The organism is Dysosmobacter welbionis, assembly GCF_005121165.3.
Taxonomy (GTDB): Bacteria; Bacillota; Clostridia; order Oscillospirales; family Oscillospiraceae; genus Oscillibacter; species Oscillibacter welbionis.
Window position 1 is genome coordinate 1167307 of sequence record NZ_CP034413.3, and the last position, 15869, is coordinate 1183175.

Consider the following 15869-nt stretch of genomic DNA (forward strand, 5'->3'; position numbering starts at 1 on the left):
TCTCTTATTCCAGGAAGCCCTTGTACTGACGCATCAGCATCTGGGCCTCCAGCGCCTTGACAGTCTCCAGAGCCACGCCGACCACGATGATGACGGAGGTGCCGCCGATCGCCAGATAAGCGTTGCCGACAGCCTTACCCAGCAGCAGCGGGCAGATCGCCACGATGCCCAGATAAATGGCGCCGAACAGGGTGATCTTGCTCAGGACTTTCTTGATGAAGTCCACAGTGGGCTTGCCGGGACGGAATCCCGGGATAAAGCCGCCCTGCTTCTTCAGGTTGTTGGCGATCTCCACCGGATTGAACTGGATGGTGGAGTAGAAATAGCTGAAACCGATGATCATGATGAAATACACGATCATATAGATGAAGGACTGGGTATCGATGGCGTCGTAGATTGCCCGGGAAACCGTCTCCTCCTCGGGAATACCGATGAAGGTCCAGATCGTCACGGGCAGAGACGCGATGCTCTGGGCGAAGATGATGGGCAGAACGCCGGACATATTCACCTTCATGGGGAGGTGAGAGCTCTGGCCGCCGTACATCTTCCGGCCCACCTGCCGCTTGGCATACTGGACGGGAATGCGGCGCTCTGCGTCGCTGATGAACACGACGAACACAACCAGCGCCAGGACGCCCACCAGCAGCAACACCACCAGAGCCGGGTGCAGCGCACCGTCCGCGGCAGCGCCGCCGTTGGCCCAGCTCACCACGCCGCTGTACAGAGAGCTGACAGAGGTGGGGATCCGGGACAGGATGCCGGCGAACAGAATGATGGAAATGCCGTTGCCGATGCCGAACTCCGTCACCTGCTCGCCCATCCACATGACGAAGGAGGAGCCGGCGATGAAGGACACGACGATGACCAGTGCGGGCCAGATGCCGGTGGCATCAGATGCCAGCAGGTTGTAGTTGCGCATCATGAAATAGTAGCCGACCGCCTGCAGGATGGCGATGCCGACAGTGGTATAGCGGGTGATGGACTGGATCTTCTTCCGTCCCTCTTCACCGCCATCCTTGGCCAGCCGCTCCAGGGCCGGGATGGCCACAGTCAGCAGCTGGATGATGATGGATGCGTTGATATAGGGCTGGATGCTCAGGGCGAAGACCGTTGCCTGGGCAAAGGCGCCGCCGGACATCACGTTGTACAGGCCCAGAATGGTGCCGCCCATCTGATCCAGATAGGTCTCCAGCAGGCCGACATCCACGTAAGGCACCGTGATGGCGTTGCCGATCCGGAAGATCAACAGGATGAGGAGTGTAAAAATGATCTTCTTCCGCAGTTCGGGGATGCCCCACGCTTTGCGAATGGTTTGGATCACGTTACATCACCTCGGCCTTTCCGCCTGCTGCCTCGATAGCCTCCTTGGCAGAAGCGGAGAAAGCAGAAGCCTGGACAGTGAGCTTCTTGGACAGCTTGCCGCTGCCCAGAACCTTGTAGCCGTAGCGGCACTTGGAGAGGATACCCTTCTCCAGCAGCGCGTGGACCGTGACAGTATCGCCGTCCTGGAACTGATCCAGGGTGCTGAGATTCACGATCTCCAGGGGCTTTGCGAAGATGTTGTTGAAGCCGCGCTTGGGGATGCGGCGGGCCAGAGGCATCTGGCCGCCTTCAAAGCCAACACGGATCTTGCCGCCGGAGCGGGCCTTCTGGCCCTTGTGACCGCGGCCGCCGGTCTTTCCGTTGCCGGAGCCGGCGCCCCGGCCCTTCCGGTACGGGGCCCGGACGGAGCCCTCGGCGGGAGACAGTTCGCTCAACTTCATAATTCCGTGCCTCCTTATTTCACTTCTGTGACCTGCAGCAGGTAGCCGATCTTGGCGATCTTGCCGCGGGTCTGGTCGTTGTCGGGCTGCACGGTGATGTCACCGATCTTGCGCAGGCCCATGGAATGAGCGGTGGCGACCTGTTTTTCCAGGCGGCCGTTCAGGCTCTTGACGAGCTTAATATTTAAGTTTGCCATTTTTGCGCCTCCTTAACCCACGATCTCTTCGACGCTCTTGCCGCGGATGCGGGCGACCTCCTCGGGACCGCGCATGCTCTTGAGGCCCTCGAAGGCGGCGGCGACAACGTTGTTGGGGTTGTTGGAACGCAGGCACTTGGTCCGGATATCCTTGATGCCTGCGGCCTCGACGACGGCACGCACAGCGCCGCCGGCGATCACGCCGGTACCGGGGGCAGCGGGCTTCATCAGCACGCGGCCGGCACCGGCCTCACCGATGGTCTCATGGGGCACAGTGGTGCCGGAGAGGGTCACGGTGATCATGTTCTTCTTGGCGGCTTCGATGCCCTTGCGGATGGCCTCGGGGACCTCAGCGGCCTTGCCCAGGCCATAGCCCACCTTGCCCTTGCCGTCGCCCACGACGACCAAGGCGGAGAATTTCATCACACGGCCGCCCTTGACGGTCTTGGAGACGCGGTTCAGGGAAACGACCTTCTCGATATACTCGCTCTGTTCTCTTTCAAATCTAGGCATGTTGTCGTTCCTCCTCCCTTAGAATTTCAGGCCGCCCTCGCGGGCACCCTCAGCCAGAGCCTTCACGCGGCCGTGGTACAGATAGCCGCCGCGGTCAAACACGACAGTCTCGATACCCTTGGCCTTGGCGCGCTCGGCCACCAGCTTGCCAACGGCAGTGGCAGCGGCGATATTGCCGCCGTAACCTTCGATGGCCTTGTCCAGGGAGGAAGCGGAAGCCAGGGTCACGCCGTTGACATCATCGATGACCTGGGCGTAGATGTTGGCCTCGCTGCGGAACACATTCAGACGCGGCATCTCAGGGGTGCCGGAGATCTTGGCGCGCACTCTCTTGTGGCGCTTCAGGCGCTGGGCGTTGGTATTCGGTCTCTTAATCATATCGGCACACCTCCTTACTTCTTGGCGCCGGTCTTACCGACCTTGCGGCGGATGACTTCATCGGCGTACTTGATGCCCTTGCCCTTATAAGGCTCGGGAGGACGCTTCTCGCGGACCTCGGCCGCAAACTGGCCGACAGCCTGCTTGTCGCATCCGTTGATGACGATTTTATTGGGAGCGGGGACATCGATGGTGATGCCCTCGATCTCAGAAACGATCACCTGGTGAGAGAAGCCCAGGTTCATGACCAGGTTCTTACCCTCCTTGGCCACACGGTAGCCGACGCCGTTAACCTCCAGCTCCTTCTTGTAGCCGTCGGTCACACCGACGATCATGTTATGGAGCAGAGTGCGGGTCAGGCCGTGGAGGCTGCGGTGCAGCTTGTCGTCGGAAGGACGCTCCACGGTGATCGTGCTGCCTTCCTGTTTAAGAATCATCTCAGGGCGCAGAGCCTTCGTCAGCTCGCCCTTGGGTCCCTTAACGGTCACCACATTACCCTCGGCGACATTGACGGTGACGCCGGCGGGAACGGTAATGGGCATTCTGCCAATTCTAGACATGGTCCAATACCCTCCTTACCAAACGAATGCCAGGACCTCGCCGCCGACATGGAGCTCGCGGGCCTTCTTGTCGGTCATGACGCCCTTGGACGTAGAGATGATAGCGATGCCCAGGCCGCGGAGCACGCGGGGCAGCTCGTCGGCGCCCACATAGACGCGCAGGCCGGGCTTGGAGACGCGGCGCAGGCCGGTGATAACCTTTTCCTTGCCCGCGTTGTACTTCAGGGAGATGTGGATGACACCCTGGGTTCCGTCCTCCACCACCTGGAAGTTCTTGATATAGCCCTCATCCAGCAGAATCTGAGCGATGCTCTTCTTCATGTTGGAGGCGGGAACATCAACGGTGTCGTGCTTGGCGTTGTTGGCGTTGCGGATGCGGGTCAGCATATCCGCAACCGGATCGGTGATATGCATAATAAATCCTCCTATTTTAGAGTTGCGGCTCTCTCGAGACCGCTGCGGCAGCGAGGTATCATGGCGAATGGAGCAGTCCGCTCGCGCGTGGTGCCCAATTCGTCATGACCTTTCGCCATCCGATCTGCCAAAGGCTCCATATCAAAAGCCCGTGGTCACAAAATTTGGTTGCGCGGGGCGCCTCTCAGAAGGAGGCCTTCCGCACGCCGGGGATCTCGCCCTTGTAGGCCAGTTCCCGGAAGCAGATACGGCAGACGCCGTAGTCACGCAGATAGGCGTGGGGGCGGCCGCACAGCTTGCAGCGGTTGTATCTCCGGGAGGAGAACTTGGGAGCCCGCTGCTGCTTGAGAATCATGGATTTCTTTGCCATCGTTTCTTCCTCCTTAGCGGGCGAAGGGAGCGCCGACCTGCTCCAGCAGGGCGCGGGCCTCTTCATCGGTGTGCGCGGTGGTGCAGATGACCACATCCATGCCGCGGATCTTGTCGATCTTGTCGTACTCGATCTCGGGGAAGATCAGCTGCTCCTTGATGCCCAGGGCATAGTTGCCGCGGCCGTCGAAGGAGTTGGGGTTGATGCCCTGGAAATCACGGACGCGGGGCAGGGCCACGTTGAACAGGCGGTCCAGGAACTCCCACATCTTGTCGCCCCGCAGGGTGACCTTGGCGCCGATGGGCATATCCTCACGCAGCTTGAAGTTTGCGATGGACTTGCGGGCCCGGGTAATGACGGGCTTCTGGCCGGTAATCTGGCTCAGATCGCCCACCACGTTCTCCAGAACCTTGGAGTTTTCACGCGCCTCACCGCAGCCCACGTTCACGACCACCTTGTCGATCTTGGGGATCTGCATGACGCTCTTGTAGCCGAACTGCTTCATCAGGGCGGGAGCGACTTCGGCAGTGTATTTTTCTTTCAGTCTGGCCATTTGTCAGCTCTCCTTTCTCACAGCTCAGCGCCGCAGTGCTTGCACACGCGGGTCTTCTTGCCGCCCTCGATCTTGTGGGCGACGCGGGTGCCCTTGCTGCACTTGGGGCACACCACCTGCACCTTGCAGGCGGCAATGGCGGCCTCGCGCTTCATGATGCCGCCCTCTTCGCCCTGCTTGCGGGGCTTGACGTGGCAGGTCACCATGTTGATGCCCTCCACGACAACCTTCAGGGAGCCGGGAACGGTGCCCAGCACCTTGCCCTGCTTGCCCTTGTCCTTGCCGGACAGGACGACAACGGTATCGCCCTTCTTAATGTTCATAGCCATTTCGCTGCCCTCCTCAAATCACTTCGGGAGCGAGGGACAGGATCTTCATGTAATCCTTGTCGCGCAGCTCACGAGCAACCGGCCCGAAGATACGGGTGCCTCTGGGGTTCTTGTCATCCTTGATCAGGACGGCGGCATTGTCGTCGAAACGGACATAGGTGCCGTCCGCCCGGCGGACGCCCTTGGCGCTGCGGACGATCACGGCCTTGACAACCTCGCCCTTCTTCACCGTGCCGCCGGGGGTGGACTTGCGGACGGACGCGACGATCACATCGCCGATGTTGCCGAACTTCCGCTTGGAGCCGCCCAGGACACGGATGCACTTGATCTCCTTGGCGCCGGTATTATCGGCCACCTTCAGAAATGTTTCCTGCTGAATCATAACGGCACCTCCTTACTTCGCTTTTTCAATGATCTCGACCACGCGCCACCGCTTGTCCTTGGACAGGGGGCGGGTCTCCATCACTTTGACCCGGTCGCCGATGCCGCAGGCATTCTCCTCGTCATGGGCCTTCAGCTTGTAAGTGCGGCCGACGATCTTCTTGTACAGGGGATGGGCCACACGGTCTTCAATGGCGACGACCACGGTCTTGTCCATCTTGTCGGATACGACTCTGCCGACCCGGGTCTTGCGGGAGGAAGTTCTCTTCTCTTCGTTCATGTTCGATTCCCTCCTTCTTACTGCTTGTCAGAAGCTCCGGAGAGCTCCTTTTGACGCAACATGGTCTTGACTCGGGCAATGTCATGCTTGGTCTCCCGGATCTTCAGGGGATTATCCAGCTGATTGGTGGCGTGCTGCATACGCAGATAGAAAAGATCCTTCTTCAGGCCCACCAGCTTCTCGTTGAGCTGCTCGGGGGTCATGCTACGAATTTCACTTGCCTTCATCTTCACTCACCTGCTTCCTCGGTGCGGGCGACGATCTTCGTCTTGATGGGCAGCTTGTGGCTGGCCAGACGAAGCGCCTCGCGGGCAACTTCTTCAGACACGCCGGCGATCTCGAACATGATGCGGCCGGGCTTCACGACGGCAACCCAGAACTCGGGGGAACCCTTACCGGAACCCATGCGGGTCTCAGCGGGCTTCTTGGTCACGGGCTTGTCGGGGAAAATCTTGATCCAAACCTGACCGCCACGCTTGGTGTAGCGGGTCATGGCGATACGGGCCGCCTCGATCTGATTGCTGGTGATCCAGGCGGGCTCCAGGGCCTGCAGGCCGAACTCACCGTAGGCAATGGTGTTGCCGCGGGTGGCCTTGCCGGTCATACGGCCGCGGTGTACGCGGCGATACTTGACTCTCTTCGGCAGAAGCATTACTGGGCTCCTCCTTCCTTAGCGGGTGCCGCAGGCGCCGCGGGGGCAGCCGGACGGCTGGGATTGGTGGCACGGTTGAAACCGCCCTGGGGGCGGCCCTGGCCGCGGTTGAAACCGCCCTGACGGTCACGGTTAAACCCGCCGCCCTGGCGCCGGTCGCCGAAACCGCCGCGGCGGTCGCCATCCCGGCGGGGACGACGCTCACGACGCTCCTGGTAGGGCTTGGAGGTGTCCATGGTGCGGGGGGTGGTGCGCAGGGTCTGAGAGAGGACCTCTCCCTTGTAGATCCAGACCTTCACGCCGATGCGGCCGAAGGTGGTGGCAGCCTCCGCGAAGCCGTACTCAATGTCGGCGCGGATGGTCTGCAGGGGGATGGTGCCCTCGTGATAGTGCTCCACGCCGGCGATCTCACGTCCGCCCAGACGGCCGGAGCAGCAAACCTTGATGCCCTTGGCGCCGGCGCGCATGGCGCGGGCCATGGCGTTCTTCATGGCGCGGCGGTGAGAGATACGCTTCTCCAACTGCTGGGCGATGTTCTCCGCCACCAGCTGGGCGTTCATGTCGGGGTTGCGGACCTCGACGATGTTCAGGCGCACCTTCTTGCCGATCAGCTTCTCCACAGCGAGACGATACTGCTCGATCTGCTCGCCGCCCTTGCCGATGACCATGCCCGGCCGGGCGCAGTGGAGGAAGATGGTGACGACTTCGTTGCTCCGCTCGATCTCGATCTTGGGAACACCGGCGCCGTACAGGGTCTTCTTCAGGTACTTGCGGATCTTCTGATCCTCGACGATCAGATCGCCGACCTTCTCATCACTGGCATACCAACGGGAATCCCAGTCTTTGATGACGCCCACGCGCAGGCCGTGGGGATTTACTTTCTGTCCCATAAAACTGTTCTCCTCCCTCTTATGCCTTTTCCGTCACAGCCAGGGTGACGTGAGAAGTCTTCTTATTGATCCGATAGGCGCGGCCCTGAGCCCGGGGCATCATCCGCTTCAGGATGGGGCCGGGAGTGGCGAACACCTCGGACACCACCAGCTTGGCGGGGTCCATGCCGAAGTTGTTCTCGGCATTGGCACAGGCGGACTTCAGGAGCTTCATCAGAGGCTCGGAAGCGGCCTTGGGGGTCTGCATCAGGATCGCCATGGCGGTGCCGGCGTCCTTGCCGCGGATCAGATCACACACGATCTGGACCTTGCGGGGAGCGATGCGGACATAGCGCAGATACGCTTTGGCAATCTTCATCTCTTCCATGTTCTGCATCCTCCTTCATTAAGAATCTTTCCGATGGCCGCGGAAGGTGCGGGTGGGCGCGAACTCACCCAGCTTGTGGCCGACCATATCCTCCTGGATATAGACGGGCACGTGCTTGCGGCCGTCGTGAACGGCAATGGTGTGGCCCACGAAGGCGGGGAAGATGGTAGAGCTCCGGCTCCAGGTCTTGAGGACCTTCTTCTCGTTCTTCGCGTTCATTTCCTCGACCCGCTTCAGAAGCTCCGGGGCAACATACGGGCCTTTTTTAATGGATCTGCTCATATTGACTTGCCTCCTTACTTCTCGTTGCGGCGCTTGACGATGAATTTATTGGTGGGGTTCTTGCCCTTGCGGGTCTTGTAACCCATGGCGGGCTTGCCCCAGGGGGTCACCGGGCCGGGACGGCCGACGGGTGCGCGGCCCTCGCCGCCGCCGTGGGGGTGGTCATTGGGGTTCATGACGGAGCCGCGCACGGTGGGACGCCAGCCCATGTGACGCTTGCGGCCGGCCTTGCCGATGTTGATGTTCTCGTGCTCGATGTTGCCAACCTGACCGATGGTGGCGTAGCAGTTGGTGCGCACGATGCGGACCTCGCCGGAAGGCAGACGGATCTGGGCGTCGCCGCCCTCCTTGGCCATCAGCTGAGCGGCGGTGCCGGCGGAGCGCACCAGCTGGGCGCCGTTGCCGGGATGCAGCTCGATGTTATGGATCACGGTACCAACGGGGATGTTGGCGATGGGCAGGGCGTTGCCGGGCAGAATGTCCGCCTCGGGGCCGGTCATGATCTTGTGGCCGGCCTTCAGGCCCAGGGGCGCCAGGATATAGCGCTTCTCGCCGTCCTCATACTGGATCAGAGCGATGTTGGCGCTGCGGTTGGGATCGTACTCCAGGCGCAGCACGGTGGCGGAGCCGATCTTGTCCCGCTTGAAGTCAATGATACGGTACTTGCGCTTGTTGCCGCCGCCGCGGTGGCGGACGGTGATGCGGCCGTAGCTGTTGCGGCCGGAGCTCTTCTTCAGGGGCTCAGTCAGGCTGGGCTCGGGCTTCGCCTTCTTGTCGATGCCGTCGAACCCGGAGACCGTCATCTGCCGTCTGGAGGGAGTCGTCGGCTTAAAAGTTTTGATAGACATGTCGCGTTACACTCCTTCCGTTTATCAGACCATACCTTCGAAGAACTCGATGGTCTTGGAATCCGCCGCCAGCTGGACATAGGCCTTTTTCCAGGTCTTGGTCATGCCGGGACGGCCGGCACCCATGCGCTTCTCCTTGCCGGGCACCGTCAGGGTGTTGACAGAGGCAACCTTCACACCGAAGATCTCCTCCACCGCCTTCTTGATCTCGATCTTGCCGGCGTCCTTGGCCACCTCGAAGACGTACTTCTTGTCGGCGGCACCGGACATGGCGCGCTCGGTGATGATGGGGCGGATGATAATATCGTAAGCGGTAGCCATTACGCGTACACCTCCTCGATTTTTGCGAGGGCGTCCTTGTCCACGACCAGATACTTGGCGTTCAGGATGTCATAGACGCTCAGGATGGAAGCGGGAGTGGTCACAACGCCGGGGATGTTCCGCGCGCTCTTGACGATGGTCTGATCCACGGCGGGGGTGACCACCATGGCCTTGCCGTCCACACCGACGGCGGTGAGGAACTTGCGGAAGTCAGCGGTCTTGATGGCGTCCATCTTGATGGAGTCGATGACCACCATCTGGCCCTCGGCCACCTTGGCGGAGAGGACGGACTTCAGCGCCAGGCGCTTGACCTTCTTATTCAGCACATAGCTGTAATCCCGGGGCTTGGGGGCAAACACGATGCCGCCGTGGGTCCACTGGGGAGCACGGGTGCTGCCCTGCCGGGCGTGGCCGGTGCCCTTCTGACGCCAGGGCTTTCTGCCGCCGCCGGAGACTTCGGCGCGGGTGAGGGCGCTCTGGGTACCCTGTCTGCAGTTGGCGAGGTGGTTCTTGACAACCTCGTGCACGACGGTCTGGTTGGGCTCGATGCCGAAGATCGCGTCGTTCAGTTCCACAGTGCCGACTTCTGCGCCGGCCATGTTCAACACTTTCATAGTAGACATTGATCAAGCACCCCTTTCTTACTTGTTTCTGGCGGAGGCCTTCTGCGGGTTGCGGCCGGAGGCCTTCTGCGGGTTCTTGCTGATGTCAGCGCCGGCCTGCTTGACCTTGTGGACCTTGACCGTGGACTTGATGGTCACGAGGCCGCCCTTGGGGCCGGGGATCGCACCGCAGACCACCAGCATGTTCAGCTCGGGGTCGACCTTGACGACGCTCAGGTTCTGGACAGTCACCTGCTCCACGCCCATGTGGCCGGCGCCGATGGTGCCCTTGATGATCTTGGACATGTGGCTGGTGGCGCCCAGAGAACCGATCTGACGGGCCACAGGGCCGGAGCCGTGGGTCTCCTTCAGGCGGTGGGCACCGTGGCGCTTGATGACGCCCTGATAGCCGTGGCCCTTGCTGATGCCGGTGACATCCACGAAGTCGCCCGCCTGGAAGGCATCAGCCTTCACGATGTCGCCCACGTTCAGCTCGGCGGCATTCTCCAGGTCGAACTCCCGCAGGTACTTCTTGGGAGCCACGCCGGCCTTGTCCAGGTGGCCCTTCTCGGGCTTGGTGAGCTTGCGCTCAGAGATGTCCTCAAAGCCCAGCTGGACCGCCTCATAGCCTTCCTTTTCGGAAGTCTTCTTCTGCACGACCACGCAGGGACCCGCCTCGATCACGGTGACGGGGATCACATGGCCGTTCTCGTCAAAAATCTGGGACATGCCCACTTTTTTGCCGATGATCGCTTTCATGGTTGTTCCTCCTTAAAGGTTATTGGTCGGCTTAGATACGTGCGGGTTGGGTCCCGCCGCATTGCTCTGCCGACATGACCCGTCTGCCTCGCAAGACGGCAGACATGGACAGCAAACAATTTTCAATCTATTTTCGCCGCGGCGTGTACGTGGCGAAAATACCTTGACTCAGCCGCCCTGGGCGGCGCCGCCAGTGCGCACACTGGCGAGGGGGAATCTAAAGGGGGATTTCATCCCCTCTTTAATTGGTTACAGCTTGATCTCGATCTCCACGCCGGCAGGCAGCTCCAGGGCCATCAGGGCCTCCACCGTCTTGGGGGTGGACTTGGTGATGTCGATGAGGCGCTTGTGGGTGCGGCGCTCAAACTGCTCGCGGCTGTCCTTGTACTTGTGGACGGCCCGCAGGATGGTGACGACTTCCTTCTTGGTGGGCAGAGGGATGGGGCCGGACACGGAAGCGCCGGTGCGCTTGGCGGTCTCCACGATCTTCTCTGCGCTCTGGTCGATGACCTGATGGTCATAGGCCTTCAGCCGGATGCGGATCATTTCTTTCTGAGCCATGGTTGTTTCCTCCTGATTTCGTAGGTAGTTTCACGAGTCTCGACGACCTACGGCGAGAGAATTTTTCTATACGCTTAACCGTGCGTATCATTCCAGCTCATGAAAAATACCGGCGCATGATACGGCCGGTATCCTGTCATGGCGCAGCGATCTACGCAACGTACAGATCCTTCTCAGCCGCCCGATTATCGGACATACTCCCCGGAAGTTACCTCTTTCGAGCAATCTCCCGGTTCATCGCAGTACTCGCCGGGCGCAGTTCTGCCCTCCACGCGAGCTTTATTATCATAAAAGAAAATCTTGCTAATGTCAAGCCTATTTTCTCTGTTTTTTATGAAAATATGAAGATTTTTTTGGAGGGCTGGATCTTTTTCCAATTCTTCCGAAATTTTGGAGGAAAACCGTCGGTTTCAGCCCTTCCGGACTGCTGAAAAAGAGAGGAGGGGGCGTTCCCCTCCTCCCTTTTCGTTCTCAATAAGCCACACCCCAGTAGATGTCGGTGGTGCATTTCCTGCCGCACACGGGGCAGGTGCCCTCCGTGCCGCTCTGGACCAGGGGCATACAGCGGGAGCTGACACCGGCCCGCTCCTTCATGGCCAGCTCACACTCCAGACTGCCGCACCACTTGGACCGGAGGAAGCCGCCCTTCCCCTCCACAATGGCCTTGGCCTCCTCGGGAGTTTGGATGTCGAAGGTGTTGTCCTCCCGGTTCTTCAGGGCCATGGCATACAGATTGTCATGGATGTGATCCAGCAGGGCCTTCACGGCGCTCTCCAGCTCCGCCAGGGCCACGGTGATCTTCTCGCCGGTGTCCCGCCGGGCAATGACGCACTGCTCCTTCTCCATGTCTTTGGGGCCGATCTCCACCCGGACGGGCACACCCTTCATCTCATACTCTGCGAACTTCCAGCCGGGGGAGTTATCAGAGTCGTCCATCTTGCTCCGCACGCCGGCCGCGTTCAGCCGGTCCCGCAGAGAGGCCGCCGCCTCCAGCACCCCGGGCTTGTGGGCCGCCACAGGGATCACCACCGCCTGGGTGGGGGCGATCCGAGGAGGCAGCACCAAGCCGTTGTCGTCGCCGTGGGTCATAATGATGCCGCCGATCATCCGGGTGCTGACGCCCCAGCTGGTCTGGTGGGGATAGTGGGGCTGGTTGTCCTTGCCAGTGAACGTGATGTCAAATGCCTTGGCAAAGCCGTCGCCGAAGTAGTGGCTGGTGCCCGCCTGGAGGGCCTTATGGTCGTGCATCATACACTCCACCGTGTAGGTCTCCTCTGCGCCGTTGAACTTCTCCTTGTCGGTCTTGCGGCCCTTGATGACAGGCATAGCCAGCACGTTCTCCATGAAGTCCGCGTAGATGTTCAGCATCTGCATGGTCTCTTCCCGGGCCTCTTCGGCGGTGGCGTGCATGGTGTGGCCCTCCTGCCACAGGAATTCCCGATGGCGCAGGAAGGGGCGGGAGGTCTTTTCCCACCGCAGCACGCTGCACCACTGGTTGTACAGCTTGGGCAGGTCCCGCCAGGAGTGGATGATGTTGGCATAATGTTCGCAGAAGAGCGTCTCCGAAGTAGGGCGGATAGCGCAGCGGTCCTCCAGCTTCTCACTGCCGCCCACAGTGACCCACGCACATTCGGGTGCAAAGCCCTCCACATGGTCCTTCTCCTTCTGGAGCAGGGACTCCGGGATCAGCACCGGCAGGTACACGTTCTCGTGCCCCGTGGCCTTGAAGCGCCGGTCCAGCTCCGCCTGGATATTCTCCCACAGGGCGTAGCCGTAGGGCCGGTAGATGAACATGCCCTTCACGGAGGTGTAGTCGATCAGCTCCGCCTTCTTGCAGACGTCCGTGTACCACTGGGCGAAGTCTACGTCCCGTGCGGTGATGGCGTCCACCTGTCTCTTATCCTGTGCCATAGTCTTCATCCTTTTCTCTATGATCGCGCCGTCCTTCGGCGCAGTTTACACTGAACATTTATTGTATCCACTCTGGGAGAAAAAGTCAACTGTTATGGCTCCCTGGTTCCGCATTTGCAGAACTGATATTGCGCCGAAGCTTGCTCTCTTTGATATTTGAGAGGAAAGCAGGGCGCTTTCCTGCAGGAGATTCGTCCATATAGGCAGGCTATGTGCTCCGGCGGCTCCCATCTGCTGACGGAAGTACCCTTCTTCGAAACCAAGAACAGGCGGCGGGCCGATGGCCCGCCGCCTTGCTGCAATTCTTATTTCGCGTACTCGATGACCTTGGTCTCCCGCAGGACGTGGACCTTGATCTGACCGGGGTACTCCATTTCCTCCTCGATCTTCTTGGCCAGGTCCCGGGCCAGGATGACCATCTGGTCCTCGCTGACCTGCTCGGGCCTCACCATGACCCGCACCTCGCGGCCGGCCTGGATGGCGTAGGCCTTATCCACGCCGGGATAGGAGCCGGTGATGGTTTCCAGCTGCTCCAGACGCTTGATGTAGTTCTCCAGATTCTCCCGCCGGGCACCGGGGCGGGCTGCGGAGATAGCGTCTGCCGCCTGCACCAGACAGGCCACCACGGTCCGGGGCTCCACATCGTTGTGGTGGGCCTCGATGGCGTGGATGATGTCCTCCCGCTCCTTGTACTTCCGGGCGAACTCCACACCCAGGGACACGTGGGTGCCCTCCAGCTCGTGGTCCACGGCCTTGCCCAGATCGTGGAGCAGGCCGGCCCGCTTGGCAGCCTGGACATCCGCACCCAGCTCGGAGGCCATCATGCCGGCGATGTGGCTGACCTCGATGGAGTGCTGCAGGACGTTCTGGCCGTAGCTGGTCCGGTAGTGGAGGCGGCCCAGCATCTTCACCAGCTCCGGGTGCAGGTTCCGCACGCCGCACTCGAACACGGCGCGCTCACCCTCTGCCTTGATGGTGTTCTCCACTTCCCGGCGTGCCTTCTCCACCATCTCCTCAATGTGGGTGGGATGGATGCGGCCGTCGGCGATCAGCTTCTCCAGGGCCAGGCGGGCGATCTCCCGCCGCACCGGCTCGAAGCAGGAGACGGTGATGGCCTCGGGCGTGTCGTCGATGATGAGATCCACACCCGTCAGGGTCTCGATGGTGCGGATGTTGCGGCCCTCGCGGCCGATGATGCGGCCCTTCATCTCGTCATTGGGCAGGGGAACCACACTGACGGTCATTTCGGCCACCTGGTCGGCAGCGCACCGCTGGATGGCCTGGGCCACCACTTCCCGGGCGCGCGCCTCGCACTCTTCCTTCATCCGGGACTCGACCTCTTTGATCTTGAGGGCGGTCTCGTGGGTCACCTCGGCCTCCACCTGAGCGATCAGATAGGCCTTGGCCTCCTCGGCGGTGAAGCCGGAAATCCGCTCCAGCATCTCCGTCTGGCTGCGCTTGATGACTTTGATCTCCTCGTTTTCCTTGTCGATGGCCGCATGCTTCTGGGCCAGGGACTCCTCTCTCTTCTCCAGAGCCTCGGTCTTGCGGTCGAGGTTCTCTTCCTTCTGCTGCAGGCGGTTTTCCTGCCGCTGCAGGTCGGCTCTGCGCGACTTCTCTTCCTTCTCGTACTCGCTGCGGTTCTTCAAAATCTCTTCTTTGGCTTCCAGCAGTGCCTCTTTTTTCTTGGTCTCGGCGCTCTTGATGGCCTCGTTGATGATGCGCTTTCCCTCTTCTTCCGCGCTTGAGATTTCCTTTTCAGAAACGGTTTTCCGGTAGCGAATACCGAGGAAGAAGCAGATCACGCCGCCAACTGCCAGCCCGATCAGGGCGGCAACGACGTTTCCAATCACGGTATCTTCTCCTCCTGTGTCCGGTATCCTGTACGCTTTGGGTTTTATATGCAGGCCGCATGGGCCGCATGGGCAGAAAACAATCGGAAGGCCCCTGTTGCCTGCCGACAATTATCCGTTTTTAGTTTAATCGTTCTGCCCTCTTCTGTCAAGGCAAATCTGTATATTTACCCAAATTCCGCCGAACGCTTTTGGAGTTTTTTACGAGGTCTGTCAGGTGTACCCCTGTCTCCGGCCCGCCGGCTTCCCGCCGCGGCGGGAAGCCGGCGGATTCTCACGTATTGATGTATGCCGCGGCGGCATACCCCACCTGATCCCCGTAGTGCACCACATACCAGCCGTTCCATTCGCCGTAGATCGTAACAGCGGCGCCGTTGGGAAGGTTGGCGATCACCTTGCCGGAGGAGGATGGATAGTCCCGCAGGTTCAGCGTGCCGTTGCTCACAGACACGGTGCCCTGCATCGGGTCCATGGGGTAGATAAAGGGCAGGCCGAAATACTCCGTCAGGCCCCGGGCAATCTGCTGGGCGATGGCATCCCAGTGGCCCTCCAGCCAGGTGGCGTCGCTGTAATTGTCGTGGTAGCCGATCTCCAGCAGTACAGAGGGAAACCGGGGCTGGCGGACCTCTCCCAGTGAAGTGGTGGGGCGGGTAGTGACCTTGTTGGGCAATGGATAGATCTTCCGCAGCTCCTGGGCGATGAGCTCTGCGGCCCGCTGACCGCCCACGCTGCCGGGGTAATAGAAGGCAATAATGCCCCGTTCCTCGCCATAGCGCCCCTCTGGGGCGGCGTTGGAGTGGAGCGCCAGATACAGGTCATACTCCCCCTGATTGGCCTCCCGGATGGAGCTGCCGGCAGTCATCTCCGGCCGGTTGCGCTGGTACTGGATGCCGTTGGAGAGCAGATAGGGCACCAGGGCGTCTGCCAGCAGGTTCATGTTGTACTCCTCGGACCCGCTGCCGGTAACGTACATGTTCCAGTCCTGAGTGGACGGGCTCAGATAGATCTTGGGCATGGAATTGTCCCTCCTTTTTTCCCAGTCTATGGCGTTTCCCTCAAAAATGTGATACACTGGCCTGGAAATA

At 60.7% G+C, this 15869-nt stretch carries 25 protein-coding genes; all 25 read right to left on the reverse strand.

Going from position 1 to position 15869, the window contains the following annotated elements:
• Positions 1 to 4 precede the first annotated feature (4 nt).
• The gene (gene secY / locus EIO64_RS06225; RefSeq protein ID WP_021749648.1) at positions 5 to 1321 is read right to left on the reverse strand and encodes a preprotein translocase subunit SecY; all 1317 of its coding nucleotides are present in this window, start codon (positions 1319 to 1321) and stop codon (positions 5 to 7) included.
• Between the two features lies 1 nt (position 1322).
• A complete protein-coding gene (rplO, locus tag EIO64_RS06230; RefSeq protein WP_021749649.1) occupies positions 1323 to 1763 on the reverse strand; it encodes a 50S ribosomal protein L15 in 441 nt (146 codons plus the stop codon).
• A gap of 14 nt (positions 1764 to 1777) precedes the next feature.
• The gene (rpmD, locus tag EIO64_RS06235) at positions 1778 to 1960 is read right to left on the reverse strand and encodes a 50S ribosomal protein L30 (RefSeq protein ID WP_021749650.1); all 183 of its coding nucleotides are present in this window, start codon (positions 1958 to 1960) and stop codon (positions 1778 to 1780) included.
• 12 nt (positions 1961 to 1972) lie between these two features.
• Positions 1973 to 2473, reverse strand: coding sequence for a 30S ribosomal protein S5 (gene rpsE / locus EIO64_RS06240; protein ID WP_021749651.1), 501 nt, complete (start codon positions 2471 to 2473; stop codon positions 1973 to 1975).
• 18 nt (positions 2474 to 2491) lie between these two features.
• On the reverse strand, positions 2492 to 2851 hold the full coding sequence (gene rplR, locus EIO64_RS06245; protein ID WP_021749652.1) for a 50S ribosomal protein L18: 360 nt from the start codon (positions 2849 to 2851) through the stop codon (positions 2492 to 2494).
• 14 nt (positions 2852 to 2865) lie between these two features.
• Positions 2866 to 3411: a 50S ribosomal protein L6 gene (rplF, locus tag EIO64_RS06250; RefSeq protein WP_025544558.1), complete on the reverse strand. Its 546-nt coding sequence runs from the start codon at positions 3409 to 3411 to the stop codon at positions 2866 to 2868.
• A gap of 15 nt (positions 3412 to 3426) precedes the next feature.
• Positions 3427 to 3825 carry a 30S ribosomal protein S8 gene (rpsH, locus tag EIO64_RS06255; protein ID WP_021749654.1) on the reverse strand — a complete coding sequence of 133 codons (399 nt, stop codon included), beginning with the start codon at positions 3823 to 3825 and terminating at the stop codon, positions 3427 to 3429.
• Positions 3826 to 4009: 184 nt separating this feature from the next.
• Positions 4010 to 4195, reverse strand: a complete 186-nt coding sequence (locus tag EIO64_RS06260; RefSeq protein ID WP_021749655.1) for a type Z 30S ribosomal protein S14 — start codon at positions 4193 to 4195, stop codon at positions 4010 to 4012.
• 13 nt (positions 4196 to 4208) lie between these two features.
• Positions 4209 to 4748 carry a 50S ribosomal protein L5 gene (gene rplE, locus EIO64_RS06265; protein WP_021749656.1) on the reverse strand — a complete coding sequence of 180 codons (540 nt, stop codon included), beginning with the start codon at positions 4746 to 4748 and terminating at the stop codon, positions 4209 to 4211.
• Between the two features lie 17 nt (positions 4749 to 4765).
• A complete protein-coding gene (gene rplX, locus EIO64_RS06270; protein ID WP_021749657.1) occupies positions 4766 to 5077 on the reverse strand; it encodes a 50S ribosomal protein L24 in 312 nt (103 codons plus the stop codon).
• 13 nt (positions 5078 to 5090) lie between these two features.
• Complete coding sequence (gene rplN, locus EIO64_RS06275) at positions 5091 to 5459, reverse strand: 50S ribosomal protein L14 (RefSeq protein WP_016321001.1); 369 nt, start codon at positions 5457 to 5459, stop codon at positions 5091 to 5093.
• 12 nt (positions 5460 to 5471) lie between these two features.
• Positions 5472 to 5738 (reverse strand): 30S ribosomal protein S17, encoded by a 267-nt coding sequence (rpsQ, locus tag EIO64_RS06280; RefSeq protein ID WP_021749658.1) that lies wholly within the window; start codon positions 5736 to 5738, stop codon positions 5472 to 5474.
• A gap of 17 nt (positions 5739 to 5755) precedes the next feature.
• Positions 5756 to 5965: a 50S ribosomal protein L29 gene (rpmC, locus tag EIO64_RS06285; RefSeq protein WP_025545553.1), complete on the reverse strand. Its 210-nt coding sequence runs from the start codon at positions 5963 to 5965 to the stop codon at positions 5756 to 5758.
• Positions 5966 to 5967: 2 nt separating this feature from the next.
• Positions 5968 to 6390, reverse strand: a complete 423-nt coding sequence (gene rplP / locus EIO64_RS06290; protein ID WP_021749660.1) for a 50S ribosomal protein L16 — start codon at positions 6388 to 6390, stop codon at positions 5968 to 5970.
• Entirely contained in the window at positions 6390 to 7280 is an 891-nt protein-coding gene (gene rpsC / locus EIO64_RS06295; protein ID WP_021749661.1) for a 30S ribosomal protein S3, read from the reverse strand. Before rpsC ends, rplP begins: the two co-directional genes overlap by 1 nt.
• 19 nt (positions 7281 to 7299) lie before the next feature.
• Positions 7300 to 7647, reverse strand: a complete 348-nt coding sequence (rplV, locus tag EIO64_RS06300; protein WP_025544367.1) for a 50S ribosomal protein L22 — start codon at positions 7645 to 7647, stop codon at positions 7300 to 7302.
• Positions 7648 to 7665: 18 nt separating this feature from the next.
• Positions 7666 to 7929 (reverse strand): 30S ribosomal protein S19, encoded by a 264-nt coding sequence (rpsS, locus tag EIO64_RS06305; protein ID WP_021749663.1) that lies wholly within the window; start codon positions 7927 to 7929, stop codon positions 7666 to 7668.
• Between the two features lie 14 nt (positions 7930 to 7943).
• Complete coding sequence (gene rplB / locus EIO64_RS06310) at positions 7944 to 8777, reverse strand: 50S ribosomal protein L2 (RefSeq protein WP_025544366.1); 834 nt, start codon at positions 8775 to 8777, stop codon at positions 7944 to 7946.
• A 24-nt stretch (positions 8778 to 8801) separates the two neighbouring features.
• Positions 8802 to 9098, reverse strand: a complete 297-nt coding sequence (rplW, locus tag EIO64_RS06315; RefSeq protein ID WP_021749665.1) for a 50S ribosomal protein L23 — start codon at positions 9096 to 9098, stop codon at positions 8802 to 8804.
• Positions 9098 to 9721 (reverse strand): 50S ribosomal protein L4, encoded by a 624-nt coding sequence (gene rplD / locus EIO64_RS06320; RefSeq protein WP_025544363.1) that lies wholly within the window; start codon positions 9719 to 9721, stop codon positions 9098 to 9100. The genes rplW and rplD overlap by 1 nt, the downstream gene beginning before the upstream one ends.
• Positions 9722 to 9739: 18 nt before the next feature.
• Positions 9740 to 10459, reverse strand: a complete 720-nt coding sequence (rplC, locus tag EIO64_RS06325) for a 50S ribosomal protein L3 (RefSeq protein ID WP_021749667.1) — start codon at positions 10457 to 10459, stop codon at positions 9740 to 9742.
• Between the two features lie 249 nt (positions 10460 to 10708).
• Positions 10709 to 11020: a 30S ribosomal protein S10 gene (gene rpsJ, locus EIO64_RS06330; RefSeq protein WP_021749668.1), complete on the reverse strand. Its 312-nt coding sequence runs from the start codon at positions 11018 to 11020 to the stop codon at positions 10709 to 10711.
• Between the two features lie 471 nt (positions 11021 to 11491).
• The gene (proS, locus tag EIO64_RS06335) at positions 11492 to 12931 is read right to left on the reverse strand and encodes a proline--tRNA ligase (RefSeq protein ID WP_036630538.1); all 1440 of its coding nucleotides are present in this window, start codon (positions 12929 to 12931) and stop codon (positions 11492 to 11494) included.
• 305 nt (positions 12932 to 13236) lie between these two features.
• Positions 13237 to 14784: a ribonuclease Y gene (gene rny / locus EIO64_RS06340; protein ID WP_021752184.1), complete on the reverse strand. Its 1548-nt coding sequence runs from the start codon at positions 14782 to 14784 to the stop codon at positions 13237 to 13239.
• Positions 14785 to 15058: 274 nt separating this feature from the next.
• Positions 15059 to 15799 (reverse strand): N-acetylmuramoyl-L-alanine amidase, encoded by a 741-nt coding sequence (locus EIO64_RS06345; protein ID WP_036630068.1) that lies wholly within the window; start codon positions 15797 to 15799, stop codon positions 15059 to 15061.
• Positions 15800 to 15869: the final 70 nt, after the last annotated feature.